Raw genomic sequence first — 18,750 nt, 5'->3', positions numbered from 1 at the left:
GATTAGAAATTTGCGTTTACTCCAAAGGAGATTGAAAATGGATTCGGATAAGAAGTTACTCCGCTGGCTGAGGAGGAAGGATCAATCCCGGCTTTATTCTGGGTCCAGAGCAAGCCGAGATTGTTAGCATAACTAAAGATTTTAACATCTCTGATCTTAAGCTTTTTTGCAAACATTGCCGGAAACTGATAGCTTAAATTAACGTCTTGCAACTTGATATGATTACCAGATTCTATTAGCGCTTCAGATAACTGATAAAAAGCATCCCTATTGGAATTTGATGGATAGACTATAGACGGCACGGAAGTAAATGATTCATCACCGGTTTTTTGCCATCGATTTGCATAATCCATATGTTGCCCGTTCTGTATGATCCCAGTATAGTTTAAACTGGTTGATGATCTTCGAAAAACATATCCTAACCGGTAGACAACATTGACAGAAAGGGTGAATCCCCCGTATGAGAAATCGTTTCGTATTGCACCATATAATGTTGGCGTGGCAGATCCTTTGAATACTAAGCTGTCGGGATTGTAATTATTTATTATTGAAGAATAATCTTCGCTAACTTTTCCATTCAGAAAGCCCCTTGGATTTCCATTTGAAGGATTCAATCCAGCCCACTTATAAGCAAATAAAGAGTTTAGCGGCCTTCCAACGATATAGCTCCCCTGAGAGATACTTACAGAATTAGGTGGAACATCATACTTCACTACTTTATCCGTGACTTTACTAATAAGCAGTGTAGTGTTCCATTTAAATACTCTATCCAGGTTCTTAGTTTGTAAGGTTAAGTCTACGCCGTTAGTTTTAGTGTTGGCGGTATTTGCGAGATAGGTTATAAAGCCTGTCTGAGCGGGCAAAGTTGTTGGTTGAATAAGTTGCTCTCCCTGTTTGTTGTATACTTCAAAACTTCCACTGATCACATTTCTTTTAGAGGAGAAATCAATTCCAAAATTGATATTTTTGACCCGCTCCCACTGTAACCTGGGGTTTGGGGCTGCAATTACACTTAGGTAATTTGCTCCAGTTTGCGGATCATTGGAATAAATTGCAGTAAGATAAGCTGAGCTATTTTGGTAGGTATTGCCCTGATAACCATAGCTGGACCTAAGCCGCAAAGATGGCAACCAATCAATTTTATAAAACGATTCGTTATTGATATTCCAGCCAGCTCCTGCAGATAAAAAGGGTTTGAATTTGTCATTGCTTGTTGCCCCAAATAAGTTGGCCCCATCTTTCCGGGCACTTAAGCTAATTGTGAATCTCTGGTTGTAATCGTAATTTCCAATCGCATAATAAGAAATACCCCGGTTAATGTATCCAATGGTAGATCCATTCGGCGCCGGTATGCTACTATTACCCGATGGACTTGTAGGATAGAAAGTAGAGAAGTCTAGATTATTAACAGCCAATCCAAACTGTTCGGTGTAGCCATAGGAAGTCCGGTTGAAGAGCGTAGTTTCCAATTCCTTGATCTCAGTACCAACAATTGCGTTGAAAGTGTGCTTTCCAAATGTGTTTTCATAACTTAATGATCCTCTAAAATTGCTGTTGTTCCATTTAGAACTGGACAAATCCAGAATTGATCCTTTCGGAACGATATAAGTTAGTGCACCACTGGTTTGATTGTAAGCAGTAAATCTATTGATCAAATCCCTGGTGTAATAGCTGTCAAATGTTCTGTTATTTTGATCATCAATGGTTTGTTTCTCATTTTGATAAACAACTTCCGCATTGAGATGAGATGTAATCTGGTATTTCGCTCCGAACTTCAATAAAATGTCGTTTATGGTACTACTGTGATCTGCAAACCTGATCTCATCTAATGGCCTAAGATTCCAGTCAAGATATCCTTTGGCCTGGGTCGACTCAATATAGGATAACCTCAAATTTTGCAGAACTGGCAGTGCGTTGCCTGATTCATCAGCAAATCTTGCATATGGGAACAGAAAATTGTAAGGAGCACCTAAAGAGTTAAATGATCCGTAAGCATAGTTGTTATTCAATTTGCTTTTACTTTGTACATAATTTATTCCAGCAGTTAACTCTAGTTCTTTTAAGGGCTTGAAAGTATTCAATGAGTTTACTGTAGTCCTGCTATACCCATTTTTTACTAGGCTTGCTTTATTGTCATCGCGTCCAACAGAGAAAGAATAAGTAACGTTATCTGTTCCACCCCTTAGACCAAGCGAGTATTGCTGGTTTACGGCTTTCTGATATACATATTTCTTATAATCATCCCTTATATCCAAAGACTGCAGATTGTAAAGTTGATTTTGCAATTGAGTTTTTTCCTGAGCAGTTGAAGCGGACTTAATTTTCGACATCAGCTCCACCGCAGGACTTACAATCGGGAACGAGGCTTTATCATTCAATTGATTATCGAAATAACCCTTATCAAATAATATTTGCTCTACATCTATGTAATCCTTAGCATTTAAGAAACTTTGGTTTTTCTTGAGGTCTGGCTTATTTATTACAGTCACATTAGCATTAAAGTCAACCCTAAGTGATTGGTTTAACTTTCCTTTCTTAGTTGTGATTACGATAACGCCATTGCCTGACCGGGCACCCCAGATTGATGCCGCCGCGGCATCTTTTAAAATAGAAATGCTTTCAATGTCGTTAGGATTGATATTCCTGATTTCACCTTCGTATGGAAAGTTGTCAAGTATAATCAGTGGTTCTTTCGAAGCATTTAGTGTACTCAGACCTCGAATGACAATCCCTGATTTTCTATCCCGGGGAAGTGTAGAAATTTTATCAAGTTGTGGATCCCTATCTTGGAAATAGACTCCAGGAACAAGATTTTGAATTTTATCAAGAATATTAGTGGTAACAGATCTATTTAAAAGTTTATTGTCAATTTGAACTATGCTACCTGTTACTTTATCGTTTTTTAAATTTTGGTATCCTGTATTAATTACAGAAACTTCATTTAATTGACCGGTTACCGGCGCTAAATTGAAGGTTAAAAGCATCGTCGATACTGGCATTTCTTTACTTTCAAAACCTATAAAACTAGCTATGATAGCTGCTTTATCATCAACCTGATATAGGTAGAATTCACCCTTTTCATTTGTCTGGGTCGACTTGTTGGATCCTTTTATAGAGACGGTTGCCCCAGCTAGTCTTTTTCCTGAACTATCATATACAATTCCCTTAACATCGATAGTGAAGATATTGGCTTTTACCAATATTGGATCGAACATAGTCAGGGTTAAAAAGACCGTAAGTAGTAGTAATTTTTGAGCATAGCCTCCCGGCTTACACCGATTTCCCGTGTAAAATTTGAACATGTGGTTAGTTTAGTTTTTTGTGTGGTTAGTTGAAGGAAGAATCCATTAGGGATGTTGGTAAGAACAGATTTTGACATCTAGCCGTAACAAGCTACTCCGGAGCACAGATCACCTGAGAAATCAGGAACTTAAAAAGAATGGTAGATTTAAATCTCATTAGCTCGTATGTTTATACGAGTCCCAGATATTTAGAACACTATACTGGGCCCTATCTACCATCTTGCCAGGTTATTCGACGACCTACTGAAAACGGTATACGATAGAGCCCATAGCGTATAGTGCATATCCTTATATGCAATACTGCGGGTTTCAAACTATCGTCTCGTTTCAGTTGCAAATGTCGAATTTTGGCAAGCGAGACTCTTTAATAACAGTTAAAGCAAAGAGTAAATAATTATTGTTTACTCTTTGTTACATTTCAAATATACATCGATTAGGTATTACCAGACAAGGGGGTGTTCCACAAATTATTGGTAAAAAACTCAAAAATATATCATGCTTATAGATGCGGTGTCCAACAATAGGGTTATGCATGATTCCCGGCATACCGTTCTCCTACGGCTGTAAAGTCTATTCAGGAAAAAAACAAAAATGCTACCTTACAAGTAAAGCCAGTATAAGACACCACACCCAATAAAACTGGAAGGCATGCACATGGCCATCACCTGCTGTGAAATTTGTTGAAATATTTGCCAGACAATCCTAACATGATGAACGAACCAAAAAGGAAAATACAACCAAGCGCACACAACCATTTTCTTTCCTTTTCTGCAGCCTCAAAATAGTTTGGTTGAAGCGAAACTTTCTTTAACACATACTTTACATTGAGCTTATAGACGGTGTACAACAGTACCAGTGTAAGCGAAGCAATCAGATAACCATTACCTTGAATATTGAAATTGGAGGCAATAACGAATAATAATGCATGGAACATGTTTACAATTGTAAATGTCATGCCGTACATCGCTCTTTGCTCCCTATTTTGCGAAACATTCCACAAAACCATGCAATAAAAGCACTTGATCAGGAAATTATATTGTTTAACCATATAGGCTCAGGTGTCTAAGCGCTAATCTAAGAAATAATATGCTCCTGGCTAGGGAGCATATTATAGATAACCAATAAACCTATCTTTTTTACAAGCCTATCCCCTAACCTCCGGAAAGAAGTTAATCCTTAATAGACTTGTCCATATGTCAAAGAACTTTTGCAACGCCATCCCGGCTGATTGCTGGGTTTGTCAATTACACGAACCGATAAACCTTATTATTTGCAGTTACAATAACCAGAGACAAGTGCATCCACACCTAATCGTTTCTCATTATTTTGAACTACTATGTAAAAGTCGACATATAAAAAAATCCCTGTCAGTGTAAGGGGGTGTTACACCCCCCTCTAAAAAACGTCAAAATCGGCCTCCTTGACAGTTTAAAGCTGGAAAAAGTTTTTTTGAAAAAAAGTGAAATCGGCCTTTAAAGGGCTTTGAAGGCCAATGGTCGATTTTATTGTTGCACAATATGCCACTCCTATTTAACCAACCACTAACAGCATCTTATGTTAGGTATTTCACCAATTCTCTTACGTATATGTTTGTCAAAATGCAAATCGTTTAGTATACACCGATTCGAGAATGAGAAATTTAATTTTTTTAAACGCACGCTTTGAGCAGGATTAGTTTGACATTATTTAGTAACTTGGATGATCATTGAATAGAACGTATGTCTGATAATCCACTGACTCTATATCGGAATTGGCTTTCCACGGTGCCCACGCATATCGCGGATATATTATCTGGAGATATTCTTTGCAGCTTTTATATTTGGCAGGAGCCAGGAAGCTCGTTCAGAAAAAAATACGACATATTTGAAGAGCATCGAACTGAGAATGGTCTTGCAATGAATCTTTTGTTGGAATTGGTAGATAACATTCTTATTTCAGACGATGAGCTTTTAATGAAGCATGCAGCGTTAAATATTTTAGGAGTTACAAACCTCAGCATATTATCATATGATCAGCAGGTAGATATCGACATGTTACGAGACTTTCAATTAAAGTTTTTGGTTGACGGGCAACGAGGTTTAAGTGATCGCGCTGAACATTTGGCAAATCCAGATATTCAAGATTCGCTTTATCTTTTACGATTAACGACGAGGCATTCGTGGGAAGAATTTAGTAGTAATTCTTTTAATTTTGAAACTCTACATAAGTTTTTTAACTAAAAGATCCAGCCTAAACTCTTTAGTTTAAGCCGGAAATAGCAATTTTAGTCATTGAACCAAGTATTATAAGCTATGTATGCAGCGCCAAAAGGGCCGGCCACGATAAAACCTAAAACTACATGTAAGTGTTCTAAACCGATTCTCTCTTTGTTTTCGGCGCCACCTTTCAATTGGGCTTTTTCTAATGTTGTGATAGTTCTAGGATGATTTTCCATAATTTTGTTTAGGTTTAAAATTAACATTTATTTAATAATTCAATCTACAACTATTAGTTGTATAATCCAAATGAAACTCAAATAAAAAATAATTCAATGAACTCATCTGCAAGTATATAATTGTCATTTTCCCAATTATATTACCATCATGAACCAAGCATTTTCGAGATTTGATTTTAATTAATTATTAAATCTAACAATATATGAAAAGGCAAGACATTTCGGCATCCGTTGATGGCCAGACCTGCCAGATTGCTATATTCAGCAGTCTGGATGTACAACTCATTGAAGATTTTTTTACTGAATTTGAAATAGAGGATTGTAAAAATAATTTGTGGCAATTACTTAAGGCTACATTTAATCGTGAACATTCATCGTTGACAGACCTTGAAGCTATAAATCTTGGGACTTTTTATGAACGAATTTTAGGCGTAATCAGTGCAGCGCATAACCTATACGGCGATAATGCAAAGGTTAATTTACCTATTTCAGAAGACCTAATTTAAGGATCACAACTATCCTTTTGTGAACTTGCTCGTCGAAGAAATAAAAAAGCAAATAATATTTTCGCCAATTACTAATATTATTAGTAATATTGCTGGTCTAAAATTATTTGTAATGAAAGAGATTAGGCTTTATCAAAGACAACCCTCATCAACGTTGATCCCCTTGTTTGCCGACAAGATTCATGCAGGTTTTGAAAGCCCAGCGTCAGATTATGAAGAGGCACGTATAGATCTCAATGATTATGTGTCAAAACACGTCGAGGCCACTTATTTTGCAAGGGTGGCAGGCGACTGTATGATCGGTTCTGGGATTTATCCGGAAGATCTTTTAGTAGTAGACACATCGTTGACTCCAAGTCAAGGGGATATTGTTGTAGGAGTATTAGATAGTGAATTCATTCTTCGTGCCTATTATAAGCACGGAGAAAAAGAATATTTGATGCCCGACAATAAACATTATAAGCCTATCGAAATAACAGAGACAACAATGTTCAGAATCTGGGGAGTGGTACCACAAAGTGTTTTAGATCAAAGAAGGAGGAACAGTGCTCGCATTAATAGATTCGAACAACTTTTACGTTAGCGCTGAACGAGTTTTTCAACCAGAGTTGAGAGACAAGGCAGGCTGTGTGCTTTCCAATAATGATGGATGCGCAATTTCACGTAGCAACGAAGCAAAAGAGGATTTCAAAATCAAGATGGGTACACCTTATTTTGAAATGCGTGAAAAACAGCAAATGGGTTTGTTATGGATGCGCTCATCGAACTACACTTTGTACCAGGATATGATGCGTAGAATTACTGGTATTGTAAAGAAGACTTTTCCCGATCAGGAAATCTATTCAATTGATGAATGTTTTTGCGATTTGACCAGTCTGAAATATGTTGATTTGGAACAGGAAGCCATCGCGTTAAGAGCTAAAATACTTAAGTGGACCGGTATTCCTGTATGTATCGGTCTCGGATCCACACGAACGTTGGCCAAAATCGCCAACAAAATTGCTAAAAAGAAATTCAAGGAAACTGGTGTTTTTTTTATGGATACACCGGAAAAAATCACTGAAGCATTAAAAGCAACAGAAATTGATGACGTCTGGGGCATTGGCCCCCGTTATGCAATCAAGTTGATCAAGGAAGGGGTATATACAGCATACGACTTTATTCAGCTTCCAGAGGATTTTGTACTCAAATTGATGACGATTCAAGGCCGTAGAACTTACCGCGAGTTAAAAGGAGAACGATGCATTCCGATGGAATATAATCGACCAGATAAAGAAGGGATTTCGACTGCTCGTTCGTTTGGTGGTTTTGAAACTGAACTCGCACCTCTGGAAGAGGCAATGGCGACATATGTTGCTAATGCAGCGGTAAAGCTAAGATCTCAGGGGTCAGTTTGTGCCAAGATATTTGTTTATGCGCACACAAGTAAATTTGCTGTAATTTCAGATAGGTATACAGCAGAAACATCAGTGTGCCTCCCTGTTGCAAGTAATGATACTGCATTGCTAATCACGGAAGCCTTGAAAGCTCTAAAAAGAATTTATGTTAAAGGATATAGATATCAGAAGGTCGGTATTGAGCTAACAGATTTGAAACCCTACAGCCAGGTTCAGGGTTCTTTATTTCAACAAGTTGATTCAGATAAAGAAAAGAAACTACAAAGGGCTCTGGCTGTTATTGATAAGTTAAACTTGGACTACGGAAAAGATACTATTCGTTATGCAGCCATGGGATTTGATAAAACGTGGTCAATGAGACAGGAGTTTTTGTCTCGCAAATATACAACAAGAATACAAGATATAATTGTGGTAAAAGCCAAGTAATCTAGAAGTAATTAGTGTATAATTAGGCTGTTTATAATACCACTTTAAAATATGTGTGCACGATATACACTTACCGCTGAAGAAAAGGAGATGCTTAAAGATCACGGCTTGACCCTAGTTGGAGAGTACAGGCCCGATCCAAACATAGCTATTACTGATTTTGGTTTTATAGTAACATCCGATGAACCTGACATAGTTCAGCGGATGAATTGGGGGATCATACCTGCAAATGCTGAAAGCAAGGTTCCAGAGTTTTCGTCTTTTAACATTCGCTCAGAGGACGTCATGGAAAAACCTACTTATGCCCCACTGCTGCAAGCACGTAAAACATGCTTAGTTATTGCAGATGGCTTTTATGAAGCGGAACATTTAAGTGACACCGACAAACGACCATGGAGGTTTACAACTGAGCGCAAAATATTTTGTTTCGCCGGACTTTGGTCGGAATGGTTTGATCCGGATACTAAGGAGCCATATCGGACATTCGCCATCCTCACCTGTGAAGCTAACAGTACAGTAGGCGAGATTCACACTGAAAATCGGATGCCGGTAATATTGTATAAATCAGAAGAACCATTATGGTTAAGTAAACGAAAATCTGTAGATGAGTTACTCTCTTTATGCATCCCATATCCGGATGATAAAATGAATAGATATCGTGTCAGCAAAAAAGCATTAGCAGTATCAACGAAAGATCGGCCCAATAAAAATATGGATCTGACGCAGCCAGTCGAAGACGAGCCAAGGCAAAGTAGTCTCTTCAACATACCGGATATCCGTTCAGTACCTGGAGTAAGAAGATTTAAAAATACTAAGAAAAAAAAATCTGAACAGAAAAAACTCGACAACTCTAATGGGTTAGACTTGTTCAATTCATTATGAAGGTAAATCAAAATAAAAAATATAAGGCTATGAATTTACAGGTAACAGATCGGCAAAGTTTCATGAAAGTTTTTCAAACTGAGTTCAACTTATCTATTGAAAACATTGAAGAAGATTATAATGAAAAGCTACAATCTCATTCGTATAACGTGCAATTAAAAAATGGAATTGATAAATCTGAGTTTGAGAACCGGACAATTCGTTTTATAAATAGCAATAATAAATTCGATGAGTCATTCGATATATGGGTAAATGGATATGGAGAGGAAATTGGCACAAGTTCATATTGTATAGCAATAAACGCCGATTACGATAGTACCTACAATAGAGACGGCAGTGAGAATAATTTCGGGGAATTGGAACTCGAAGAACCTTACGAGACGTTTAATGTTGAAATCGATGGTAAGCCAACACATCACATTGTGAAATTTTTAGAAGACGATCAACCAGTTGAATATGTTATTTATGTTGGTGAAGAATATATAGGAGCGATCTCGCCGGTTCATGATGAAGCAGGAAATTTAAGATGGAAAGGAAATGCAAGCCTAGATCCGCTTGTCGTAAAAAAAATCACCAATCATATACAAAGTGCTAATTTGTAATTAATACCGAACATCGCGCAATCAATTAAGTATGCCAAATCTATATTATTAATACAAACTTCGCATATAGTTTTTGACCGAACGGAAGTAAGATCTATTAATTCCAAGTGAGATATCTATTTCCTTGTATAACTTGTATCTTTAAAAAATGGATCCATTTGAGATTTTCGTGGAAATTGGTGATCTAGAGCATACTTTTATAGTATTTGAAAATCTAGGCAATGAAAGTTTCGAGGTTTTTGATGGAGATGCCTTAGTTGGTTTTTTTAGTTCTGTTTCAGATGAGGATTACGGTATCCGATGGGAAACAACATCATCAATACCTGAATCTTTGACTAAAAAGATTGGTGAGGCAATCGAGAAGCATTTTTTGTAAACTGGTTTAAAATAATATGGATTTTGGATACAATAACGCAGACCACATCGCTGAAATTGATTTTAGCTTACCTGCTGATGGGGCAATTACCGGACGAACATTAATTGAGGCATCTGTCAACAGAGAACCTATTTTCCATATAGGTGGAGCGAATCCGGCTGATTTAAGTTGGATAGGGATAGCGTATCCAATAGGGGTTGGAAAAAAAATTATGCCATCGCTTTATAAGAAAATGTTTAATTCGGTAGAATTGACATCGACTTTTTACAATATGTTGAGCGTTAGTAAACTTTCTCAAGTCAAATCTAATTTTAATTTATCATCAATAGATGATTTTCACGTTTACCCGATAATACCCAGGGATATTAGTCACGTGAAAAGATTTATAGACTGTTCAACTGAAACAGATATTTTCATTGAACAAATTAAGATTTTTGAATCCCATCTCGGGGGTTGTTTTCTTCAGGTTAATGATAATTTTGCTCCCAAACATTTTGACCGGTTAGAGTCCTATCTGCGAACGTTTCCAAAGGACGTGGACTTATTCGTTGAAATCAGGCATAAAGTATGGTTCAGCGATGCGGAGAATAGAGCAAAGTATTTTGGATTACTTAATAACCTTTCGATTGGAACCGTAATCACTGACACTAGTGGCAGACGAGACGCACTACATATGGAACTTACCACTCCTAAATTATTTTTAAGATTTGTAGGGATTGGGGGAGATTTCATAGAGTTAGACTATAAAAGAATTGATAGTTGGATACAAAGAATAAGTTATTGGATAGAGAAAGGACTTCAGAAAGTAATTTTTTTCGTCCACCAAAAGGGAGGTGAAGATATACCTAAGTTATTAAAATATACTATTCGCCAATTCAATTTACGTTTAGGAGCATCCTTAAAAGAAATAGAAATAATAAGTTAGATTAATGGATTTTGGTAGAGTAGCAGAGTACGCATTAACTGATATAAATTTTGACCTTCCGAACGATGGGCATTTTACCCAACAAATTTTAACTGGTTCACATGTTCAACCAACAAAGTTTTTTGTTGGTTGTCAATCTATGAGTAAAGATGCATGGATAGGGGCAATATTCAGGAAAGGCACTAAAAAGAAAGACATGAATAGTCAATACGTGGCTACGTTTAATAGCGTTGACTATCTAGGGTTTTCTTATAATAACGATAGTTTCACTGAGACTGAATCATTCTTAGCTAATTGTAAAATCGATCCTGATAAAGAATTCTTATTTTTTCCAAGAATCAGCAATAAAATAAGCCACACCAATAGACTTGTCAATGTGGATGAAATAAATAGTCGTTTTACAGATCTCGCAAGAATCTTCGGAAACAACTTAGGCGGATGTTATCTCCAAATGAGTGGTACATTTGGAGTTGATTCATGGATGTCTTTAAAAACTTATGTAGAAAGTTTTCCAAAAGATATCAAGCTATTCGTGGAAATGAGGGCTGAAGATTGGTTTAAGAAGTCACTAATAAGGAATCAATATTTTCAGCTACTATCTGATTTAGAGATTGGCACAGTAATTTCAGACACTCCAGGTCGTCGAGATGTTTTGCACATGGAATTGACAACTCCCGAACTTTTCGTTCGGTTTGACGGAACGGGTCGTCGATCAAACTATCACAGAATAGATGAGTGGGTAAAACGAATCGAATTATGGATTGATAATGGATTGAGGCAGGTAAACTTCTTCGTATCTGAGCCTGACGAATCAAAAACTCCAGCATTAGCACAATATGTTATTAGTCAGTTTAACCAACATTTAAATGCTTCATTACAGAATCTAGAATTCTGCATTTAATTACTCTTACGACTTGAACAGATTACTTTCTTAACTATAGTAGTATAAAATTACAGCTCAATCATTGGATCCCAAAATACCATTTGGAAGTTTATAATTATATCTCCATCTACAACAACACCTTCTGCTGCTAATAAATCTTTCATGCTAATTCCTCCTGTAAAGTGATGTTTACCTGTCAATAACCCATTTCTATTAACCACCCGGTGTGCAGGGACATGAGGCTTTATTACATGTGAATTATTCATTGCATAACCGACCAATCTAGATGATTTTCCAGAACCTAAAGCTTTTGCAATCGCCCCGTACGTTGTGACCCTACCGGGCGGAATCAGCCGTACAATTTCATAGACTTGCGAATAGAAGTCACTCATAAAATAATTTTAAAATTTAATTAGATAGTCTTAATAATACACTCGAATATGAAAAACTTATCTTAAATTCTACTACAGCAAGGCAGCAAGCATCACTAGCTTTTAACCTTCGCACTTAAAGTGTCCTCTAGGAACTTAAAACTTACGTATATTATATGAAAATAAATTCCTCAAAGAAATTCGTAATATACTCTCATTTTATTTCTAAATACTGGCTAAAATTTGAGACAAAAAACACCAACTAAATTTCTTTTGGGAATCTCAGATTTTCATCATACTGTTTGAGGAAAAATACGAATCTCTGAAAGACAAAATTCCTAGCACACATATCAAAGTCGTAACACAGCATTTAGGGTCACTAATCCCGATCTTCTTCGACTTTTGTCGAACAAGGTACGAAGGAGGTCCGAAGAAAGTAAGCACCAAGTGCAGTGTATTTAGAAGTTAATCTGCAGAGCCAACCGCAATTTAGTTTGCGTTAAAATCTATAGCTTACTGGTTAGGATTTAGCCAGGGTAATTATTGATTTACAAACCCGAATTCAGCTAAAACGATTCAACTAAATTACCGAAAATTTTTAGAAAAAAAAACGACAGTGATATTTATTAAATCTACATCATATAAAAATGATCTTATCCTTTTGAAGCAGCCTTAAAGCATGTAGCTATTTTTATGAAAAGCAATCATGTATAAATGCCGTCTTTAATGCCATGACTACACATGTAAATCATAAAGTTCCTTAAAATACTATTAGAATGGGTTTGTAAAAAACGCAATCATAAAAACCGCGTTTATCACTGTTTTGAGAGGGGTGTCATTTGGTATGCACAATAATTCCTGCCACCCCCCTTTAAATGGGTTTAAAGCCCGATTTCATTTTTTTTCAAAAAAACTTTTTCTGCCTTTAAACTATCATTGAGGCCGATTTTGGTGTTTTTTAGCGGGGGGTGTAACACCCCCCTACACTGTTCTGGCTTTTTTAATATCCCGATCTTTGGATAGCAATTAAAATTAACCGAAAAGATGATGCGTGGATGCGCTTGTCACTGGAAATGGAATTGCGTTAATGTGTTGGCATTACTAGTAAAAGCAACTCATTTTAAAAGGTTTATCAATTCGTGTAATTGACTAATCTAGCAATCAGCCGGGATGGCGTTGCAAATGTTCTTTGACATATGGACAGGTTTATTGGAGGGTTAACTCAGGGCAGGAGGTTAATTAAGTAAACTTGTAAACAACAGAAAACAGCGATAGGTTATAACAAGCTTCCCTGGCCAAGAGGCTTGTTATTATTCAATTTTCGAACTGATAAAATTGGATTTTGAATGCTAATATATTTAGCAATATCTTTGGGTAATCAACCGCTGATTCAAAACATAAAATTCAGAGCCGATATGACAAATGGACTTAAAGACAATGATCAACAGCAACAATTCGTTGCAATCAAGAATTTAGTAATTCAGGCATCGCGTTCTAATTCATGGATATTCAATTCGGTTACCAAAGAATGGCATAATCCGGAGGAATTCGAAGCTAAGTATATTGATTTACCTTTTCAGAGCGGTTGGTATCAACAATTCAAGGTATTAAACCCGCTTGAAGGGCTTTCTGCGGCTGACAAACAAATACAGAAAATCTTGAAAAAGAAAGCCAACTTAATAGCAAGGGTGTTCAAATACTACGAGAGTAAACTGTAGCTTATTTAACGGAGACGTTGAAGGGAATCGCAGTTTAAGATACGACCACAAATAACGCCAGTATAATATGCAGAGTAGTATTGACACGGTCCTACAGACACTGATCAGTAGATCAGCATATCACAAAGCAATAGAATTTTCCTCATTAATGTGGGTAGTACGGAGGATTCATTGATTGCTAATGACTCGCGTCTATTTCTTTTATCCTATTTTAGCAGTATGATTTTCGTTTCATGCGCAATAATTGAAAATAGCAACGGGCAAGTTTTAGCTACGCGGAGAAGTGAAGCCATGTCTTTACCGATGAAATGGGAGTTTGCCGGCGGAAAGGTAGAACACGGTGAAACCTACGATGAAACTATCTTAAGAAAAATAAAGGAAGAACTTGGGATTGAGACTAAAGTAAGCAAGCAACTTAAAGTGGTAATCTCTCACTACCCTAATTTTAGCATTACCCTAATTCCTTTTATTTGCAGATATGTGAATGGAGAGATATTGCTTCATGAGCATCATGAATTTACGTGGTTAACAGCTAATAAGCTGTTAAGTTTAGATTGGGCAGCTGCAGATATTCCAGTAGTTCATCAATACCTGAGCTCCCTTCAAATTTAAAACTGATTGTGCTTTCGGTGAAGTACCCAGTGTTCACAAATCTAAATATCGTTTTTTGATTTTTAACAATTCTATAAATTGATTGTTTTCTTTTACACGCCAAAATACCCACCCACTAATGCTCACTCCACGAATTGCTCTTGCAGCTCCGCTAGGATAAGGATATTTTTTTGTTAGCCCATTCAATGTTAAAGTTATAGAACCGTCTACATTCAATATTGCTGTAACAGCGTTATCCGAGGAAGCATATAATATTGTCCCTACGTCAATTAGTCCAACGTTAATTAACATCTCTAATGTAATATCTGGTTCTTCTATGTATTTCACTCCCTATATCATTTTTTGTAAAGGTAGGAGAAAAAATCACATTTATTTACTAACTTAATTAGCAAATTATTACATTTGCGTCCAGACACCTTTTAATAAGCTTGTCAAAATAATTCTTGTTGGTAAAGGATGCTAAATATGGATTGGCTGCAGAATTAGTATCTTTTAAATTTAGAGTATAATGCTGATTGAAATAGCGGCTAAAAAACGTTACTTTGTAAATAAACTTTAAAATGTATAAGCTTATATTGATACCGCTTTACATATGACCCACTAATATCCCAAAATGAAGAAGTACCGTGGCGGTGAAATATTCCAAGGAGATTGCCTTGAAGTTATGAAACAGATTCCTGATGCTTCTGTTGACATGATTTTATGCGATTTACCTTATGGCACTACGCAAAATAAATGGGACAGCGTAATACCGCTTGATAATCTTTGGAAAGAATATCGTCGTATTATCAAGCCTAAAGGTGTTATAGCATTATCATCCCAAGGAATATTCACCGCAAAACTAATAATAAGTAATGAGCCATGGTTCAAATACAAGTTTGTTTGGGTTAAAAGTAAACCTACAAATTTTTTGAATGCGCGCCGACAACCATTAAGACAACACGAAGACATTTGTATTTTTTACGGTAAACAGCCAAACTATTATCCTGTTATGTCGCCGGGAGAACCATATAATAAGGGTGTAAGGAAAGCTCAATTTACAGGCAGTTATGGCGATTTCAAGCCAGTCCAAGTTAAAAGTGATGGAGAACGATACCCAACAGATACATTATATTGTAAAACAGCTGAAAGTGAGACTGGAGGCCGCGTTTGGCATCCGACACAAAAACCCGTGGCGTTAGGTAGGTACTTAATTCGTATGTTTACGAAGGAAGGTGATGTCGTGTTAGATAACGCCTTTGGAAGCGGAAGTTTTCTTGTTGCAGCTGCGTTAGAACAACGCCGTTTCCTAGGAATTGAAAAAAATGAAGAAGTCCAATTGTTTAAAGAAGACACTATTGATTATATAAGTGTGGCTAAGCAAAGGCTGGCCTTAGTTGAAAAAGCTTTTAAAAATCAAGAAGAGCCTCCACCGTTATTCTCAGAGTTACAGCCTTCCTCTGGCACACCACAAAATAATAAAAAGGGCATGGTTGATATTAATGCCGTCATAAATGACCAACCGAATATAACATTATGAAAAAATTTTCAGCGTCCTACAATGAAAGATCTTGGGCAATCGATCTAATAGGACATATTAAGGCATTGTCCTCGACTAATAATAGATCAATTAAGGACGCTGGTGGTGAGCAAACGGTTAGAATCGATGGTGGAAGTTTATTTCCCGACGTTTTGTTATTCGGAGATCGGGATACCGCACGAATCTTACAGGGTTGGGAGCTAAAAATGCCCGACACAAGTATAAACGACCGTGAATTTCGTGAAAACGCTGAAATAAAGGCTAATGCCCTGGGTTTAGACAGTTATGTATTATGGAACGTATCTCATGCACATTTGTATACGCGTATAAATGGCACTAACAGCTTTAGTCGTTCAAAAACCTGGGATGATCTCGCAGATATAACTACCCGCGTCGCTGTAAAAGCAAATCGAACACGATGGGAAAGACTAGGTACTGAAATAATAAACTTTTTAAACGATCTTTTTGATCGTGGAGAGTTAGAGGGACGACCGTTTATTGAAGCATACCGAAGTGGCGGAGTTACTTCCCTAATACTAGAAAATGCGTCGGATATTAAGGACGTCATCATTGATACGATGCGCCGAAATGGTGATTTTCGCGCAGATGTAATAATGTGGTGGAACAAGTATCGCGCAGAGTATGGTGGCAGTGATAAAGAGCAAGTTCTAGCCAAAGTAGTAATTTCAAATTGGATTGGGAAAATTTTATTCGCCCATATCTTGCGTGAAACGGATAGCAGGGCGCAAAGAGTTTCGACAATCACAGAAGAAACCACCCCCATCGAAGCTTTAGCTTTGTTTCAGCGCCTATCTGAAGAATGTAACTTCTGGACTATCTTTTCCAATAGTCTTGGATTGTCAGAAATAACTGCTCGTGTGTGGGAGCAACTAAAACAATTTAATCGATTGCTATCCGATCTTAGGCTAGGCGCTGTTGATCAAGCTCAACTGTCGGGTTTATTGGAGGCAACGGTTGCAGTGACTATTCGCAAACTTCGAGGCCAATACCCAACACCGATCGAGCTAGCAAGATTACTTGTACAAATTTGCGTGCGAAACGTTGTCGAGGATCGCGTACTTGATCCTTGCTGTGGAAGTGGTACAATAATTAGGGCTGCATTGGAATATAAATTAAAAAATGGTGTTGCCGCAGAGAATGTAGCAGCCTCTGTTTACGCCGGAGACCAGGATCCCCAAGCAGTACAAATTGCAACTTTTGCTATAGCTAAACCTGGGCTTATGCATTTACCGCTTAAAATTTTTCAACGAGATGCCTTTACACTCAAAGAAAACACAATTTTAGATTTTAGAAATCCATCAACCGGTCTTTTATTTTCTGAAACAATTGGCCAATTCGAAGTTATAACAAGTAACCTTCCATTTGTCGCACAGGAAGGACGAAAGCAATATGGAAACGCTTTAAAAGCAATAGTCGAAAGAATGGGGATGAATGATTTTTCTGGAAGAGCGGACGTTGCCGCTTATTTGCCTTTCTCGTTACATCCTTTATTGAAAGATAATGGAAGATTAGGTATTATAATCACGAATGCATGGCTGGGAACTGACTGGGGAGATGATTTCTTTAACTTATTGAATGGTTTTTATGATTTGAAATGCGTTATAACATCCGGTGCTGGTAGATGGTTTAAAAATAGCCAAGTTGTAACTAATTTACTAATTATGGATAAAAAGGTTGATTTTGAACAGCCAAATGGACCAGTAAAATTCATCGTTATTACAAGGCCAATAGAGGCAATAGCCGACGAGACAGCTGTTGAATTACTAGCTGCGCAAATCCAAACTGGCCAAACACAAAATGACTCGTTAATTGTAAGGAGTATAACAACTGATCAAATAGCCCAATTTAGGAAACTGGGCTTAGGGGGTAATGCGCAATTTGTAAATTGTGATTGGGTATTAAATATCCCACTAGTTCCATTAAAAAATATTTTTAATATTAAACGTGGAGAGAGGCGGGGTAATAATGAATTATTTTACCCGAAGTCAGGACATGGAATTGAACCAGAATACATCAAGCCCCTAGCGAAAGGCCCTAGCGACTTTACTCATTTGAGTACACCCGCTGTCAAAGAAGCATTTTGTTGTTCTCGAACCGAAAATGAATTAGTTGATTTAGGCCATTTGGGGGCTTTAAATTGGATCAGAAAATTTAATACTGCTGAAAACATTAAAAAGCTTTCGCGCACTAATTTATTATGGTATGAAATGGATACCGAAGATATATCAGATTTAGTCCTATTCATTAATTATGGTGATCGGTTATTTACGGGAAGAGTAAATCCACCAGCTTTCTCAGATCAGAGACTCGTACCATTAAAACCTATCAAAGAGATAGATATAGAACTCTATCACGCTATAATGAATAGTGCTGTAGCAATGTTTATTATTGAAGGAATGGGATTTGGACGAGGTCTAGGAGCGCTTGATCTTAGCAGTGATAGGATAAAAAAGTACATGCATATTTTGGACGTAAATCTTTTAAATGCCATCGATATACAAAATATCAAAAGTGCGTTTCGTACTATGGCAACAAGAGAAATTATGTCTTCGATAGCTGATGAATTAGAAAGACCTGATCGAATAGCTTTCGATGAAGCGATACTTTCCGCTTTTAGAATTCGTGAAAACAGGCAGGTCATATATGATTCAATCCTAGCTCTAGTTGAAATTAGGTTAACTGCAACGCAATAATATAATTTTTTTAACCTGACGATTCAATTCCTTAAAATTGTCAAAGTCTTTACATCGTTTATTGTTATCTTACATCTAGAAAA

18 protein-coding genes are annotated in these 18,750 nt (G+C 37.0%); 13 read left to right on the top strand and 5 right to left on the bottom strand.

Going from position 1 to position 18,750, the window contains the following annotated elements; genetic code table 11:
- Window positions 1-2: 2 nt before the first annotated feature.
- Together CLV32_RS22395 and CLV32_RS22390 are read right to left on the bottom strand one after the other, a co-directional pair.
- On the bottom strand, window positions 3-3,302 hold the full coding sequence (locus CLV32_RS22395) for a SusC/RagA family TonB-linked outer membrane protein (RefSeq protein WP_133559200.1): 3,300 nt from the start codon (window positions 3,300-3,302) through the stop codon (window positions 3-5).
- A 661-nt stretch (window positions 3,303-3,963) separates the two neighbouring features.
- Window positions 3,964-4,350: a hypothetical protein gene (locus CLV32_RS22390; protein ID WP_133559199.1), complete on the bottom strand. Its 387-nt coding sequence runs from the start codon at window positions 4,348-4,350 to the stop codon at window positions 3,964-3,966.
- Window positions 4,351-5,020: 670 nt separating this feature from the next.
- On the opposite strand from CLV32_RS22390, the gene CLV32_RS22385 reads away from it, so the two are divergent.
- Complete coding sequence (locus CLV32_RS22385; RefSeq protein ID WP_133559198.1) at window positions 5,021-5,521, top strand: hypothetical protein; 501 nt, start codon at window positions 5,021-5,023, stop codon at window positions 5,519-5,521.
- Between the two features lie 44 nt (window positions 5,522-5,565).
- On the opposite strand, the gene CLV32_RS23195 is transcribed toward CLV32_RS22385, so the two are convergent.
- Window positions 5,566-5,736, bottom strand: coding sequence for a hypothetical protein (locus tag CLV32_RS23195; RefSeq protein ID WP_166642009.1), 171 nt, complete (start codon window positions 5,734-5,736; stop codon window positions 5,566-5,568).
- A gap of 203 nt (window positions 5,737-5,939) precedes the next feature.
- Between CLV32_RS23195 and CLV32_RS22380 the strand changes: the two genes are divergently transcribed.
- From CLV32_RS22380 to CLV32_RS22345, 8 genes are all read left to right on the top strand, one after another.
- Window positions 5,940-6,242, top strand: coding sequence for a hypothetical protein (locus CLV32_RS22380; protein ID WP_133559197.1), 303 nt, complete (start codon window positions 5,940-5,942; stop codon window positions 6,240-6,242).
- Window positions 6,243-6,354: 112 nt separating this feature from the next.
- Window positions 6,355-6,825, top strand: coding sequence for a LexA family protein (locus tag CLV32_RS22375; RefSeq protein WP_133559196.1), 471 nt, complete (start codon window positions 6,355-6,357; stop codon window positions 6,823-6,825).
- Between the two features lie 25 nt (window positions 6,826-6,850).
- Window positions 6,851-8,065 carry a Y-family DNA polymerase gene (locus tag CLV32_RS22370; RefSeq protein ID WP_133559195.1) on the top strand — a complete coding sequence of 405 codons (1,215 nt, stop codon included), beginning with the start codon at window positions 6,851-6,853 and terminating at the stop codon, window positions 8,063-8,065.
- Between the two features lie 51 nt (window positions 8,066-8,116).
- Window positions 8,117-8,947: an SOS response-associated peptidase gene (locus CLV32_RS22365; RefSeq protein WP_133559194.1), complete on the top strand. Its 831-nt coding sequence runs from the start codon at window positions 8,117-8,119 to the stop codon at window positions 8,945-8,947.
- The gene (locus CLV32_RS22360; RefSeq protein WP_133559193.1) at window positions 8,944-9,549 is read left to right on the top strand and encodes a hypothetical protein; all 606 of its coding nucleotides are present in this window, start codon (window positions 8,944-8,946) and stop codon (window positions 9,547-9,549) included. Before CLV32_RS22365 ends, CLV32_RS22360 begins: the two co-directional genes overlap by 4 nt.
- A 148-nt stretch (window positions 9,550-9,697) precedes the next feature.
- Window positions 9,698-9,925 carry a hypothetical protein gene (locus tag CLV32_RS22355; RefSeq protein WP_133559192.1) on the top strand — a complete coding sequence of 76 codons (228 nt, stop codon included), beginning with the start codon at window positions 9,698-9,700 and terminating at the stop codon, window positions 9,923-9,925.
- Between the two features lie 16 nt (window positions 9,926-9,941).
- On the top strand, window positions 9,942-10,850 hold the full coding sequence (locus tag CLV32_RS22350) for a DUF72 domain-containing protein (RefSeq protein ID WP_133559191.1): 909 nt from the start codon (window positions 9,942-9,944) through the stop codon (window positions 10,848-10,850).
- A 4-nt stretch (window positions 10,851-10,854) separates the two neighbouring features.
- A complete protein-coding gene (locus tag CLV32_RS22345; protein ID WP_133559190.1) occupies window positions 10,855-11,751 on the top strand; it encodes a DUF72 domain-containing protein in 897 nt (298 codons plus the stop codon).
- A gap of 50 nt (window positions 11,752-11,801) precedes the next feature.
- Here the strand turns inward: CLV32_RS22345 and CLV32_RS22340 are convergent, their stop codons facing one another.
- Window positions 11,802-12,125, bottom strand: a complete 324-nt coding sequence (locus CLV32_RS22340; RefSeq protein ID WP_133559189.1) for an MGMT family protein — start codon at window positions 12,123-12,125, stop codon at window positions 11,802-11,804.
- A 1,325-nt stretch (window positions 12,126-13,450) separates the two neighbouring features.
- Between CLV32_RS22340 and CLV32_RS22335 the strand changes: the two genes are divergently transcribed.
- Both CLV32_RS22335 and CLV32_RS22330 read left to right on the top strand, forming a co-directional pair.
- A complete protein-coding gene (locus CLV32_RS22335) occupies window positions 13,451-13,822 on the top strand; it encodes a hypothetical protein (protein WP_133559188.1) in 372 nt (123 codons plus the stop codon).
- Window positions 13,823-14,041: 219 nt separating this feature from the next.
- Window positions 14,042-14,434, top strand: coding sequence for a (deoxy)nucleoside triphosphate pyrophosphohydrolase (locus tag CLV32_RS22330; RefSeq protein ID WP_133559187.1), 393 nt, complete (start codon window positions 14,042-14,044; stop codon window positions 14,432-14,434).
- 33 nt (window positions 14,435-14,467) lie between these two features.
- Here the strand turns inward: CLV32_RS22330 and CLV32_RS22325 are convergent, their stop codons facing one another.
- Window positions 14,468-14,761: a restriction system modified-DNA reader domain-containing protein gene (locus tag CLV32_RS22325; RefSeq protein WP_133559186.1), complete on the bottom strand. Its 294-nt coding sequence runs from the start codon at window positions 14,759-14,761 to the stop codon at window positions 14,468-14,470.
- Between the two features lie 286 nt (window positions 14,762-15,047).
- Between CLV32_RS22325 and CLV32_RS22320 the strand changes: the two genes are divergently transcribed.
- Complete coding sequence (locus tag CLV32_RS22320; RefSeq protein ID WP_133559185.1) at window positions 15,048-15,953, top strand: DNA-methyltransferase; 906 nt, start codon at window positions 15,048-15,050, stop codon at window positions 15,951-15,953.
- Entirely contained in the window at window positions 15,950-18,667 is a 2,718-nt protein-coding gene (locus tag CLV32_RS22315) for an N-6 DNA methylase (RefSeq protein WP_133559184.1), read from the top strand. Before CLV32_RS22320 ends, CLV32_RS22315 begins: the two co-directional genes overlap by 4 nt.
- Window positions 18,668-18,750: the final 83 nt, after the last annotated feature.

Origin of the sequence: Pedobacter duraquae, assembly GCF_004362245.1 — a bacterium.
Lineage (GTDB): Bacteria > Bacteroidota > Bacteroidia > Sphingobacteriales > Sphingobacteriaceae > Pedobacter > Pedobacter duraquae.
Note: the sequence above shows the minus strand (reverse complement) of the source record. Positions and strands in the feature narration are given on the sequence as shown.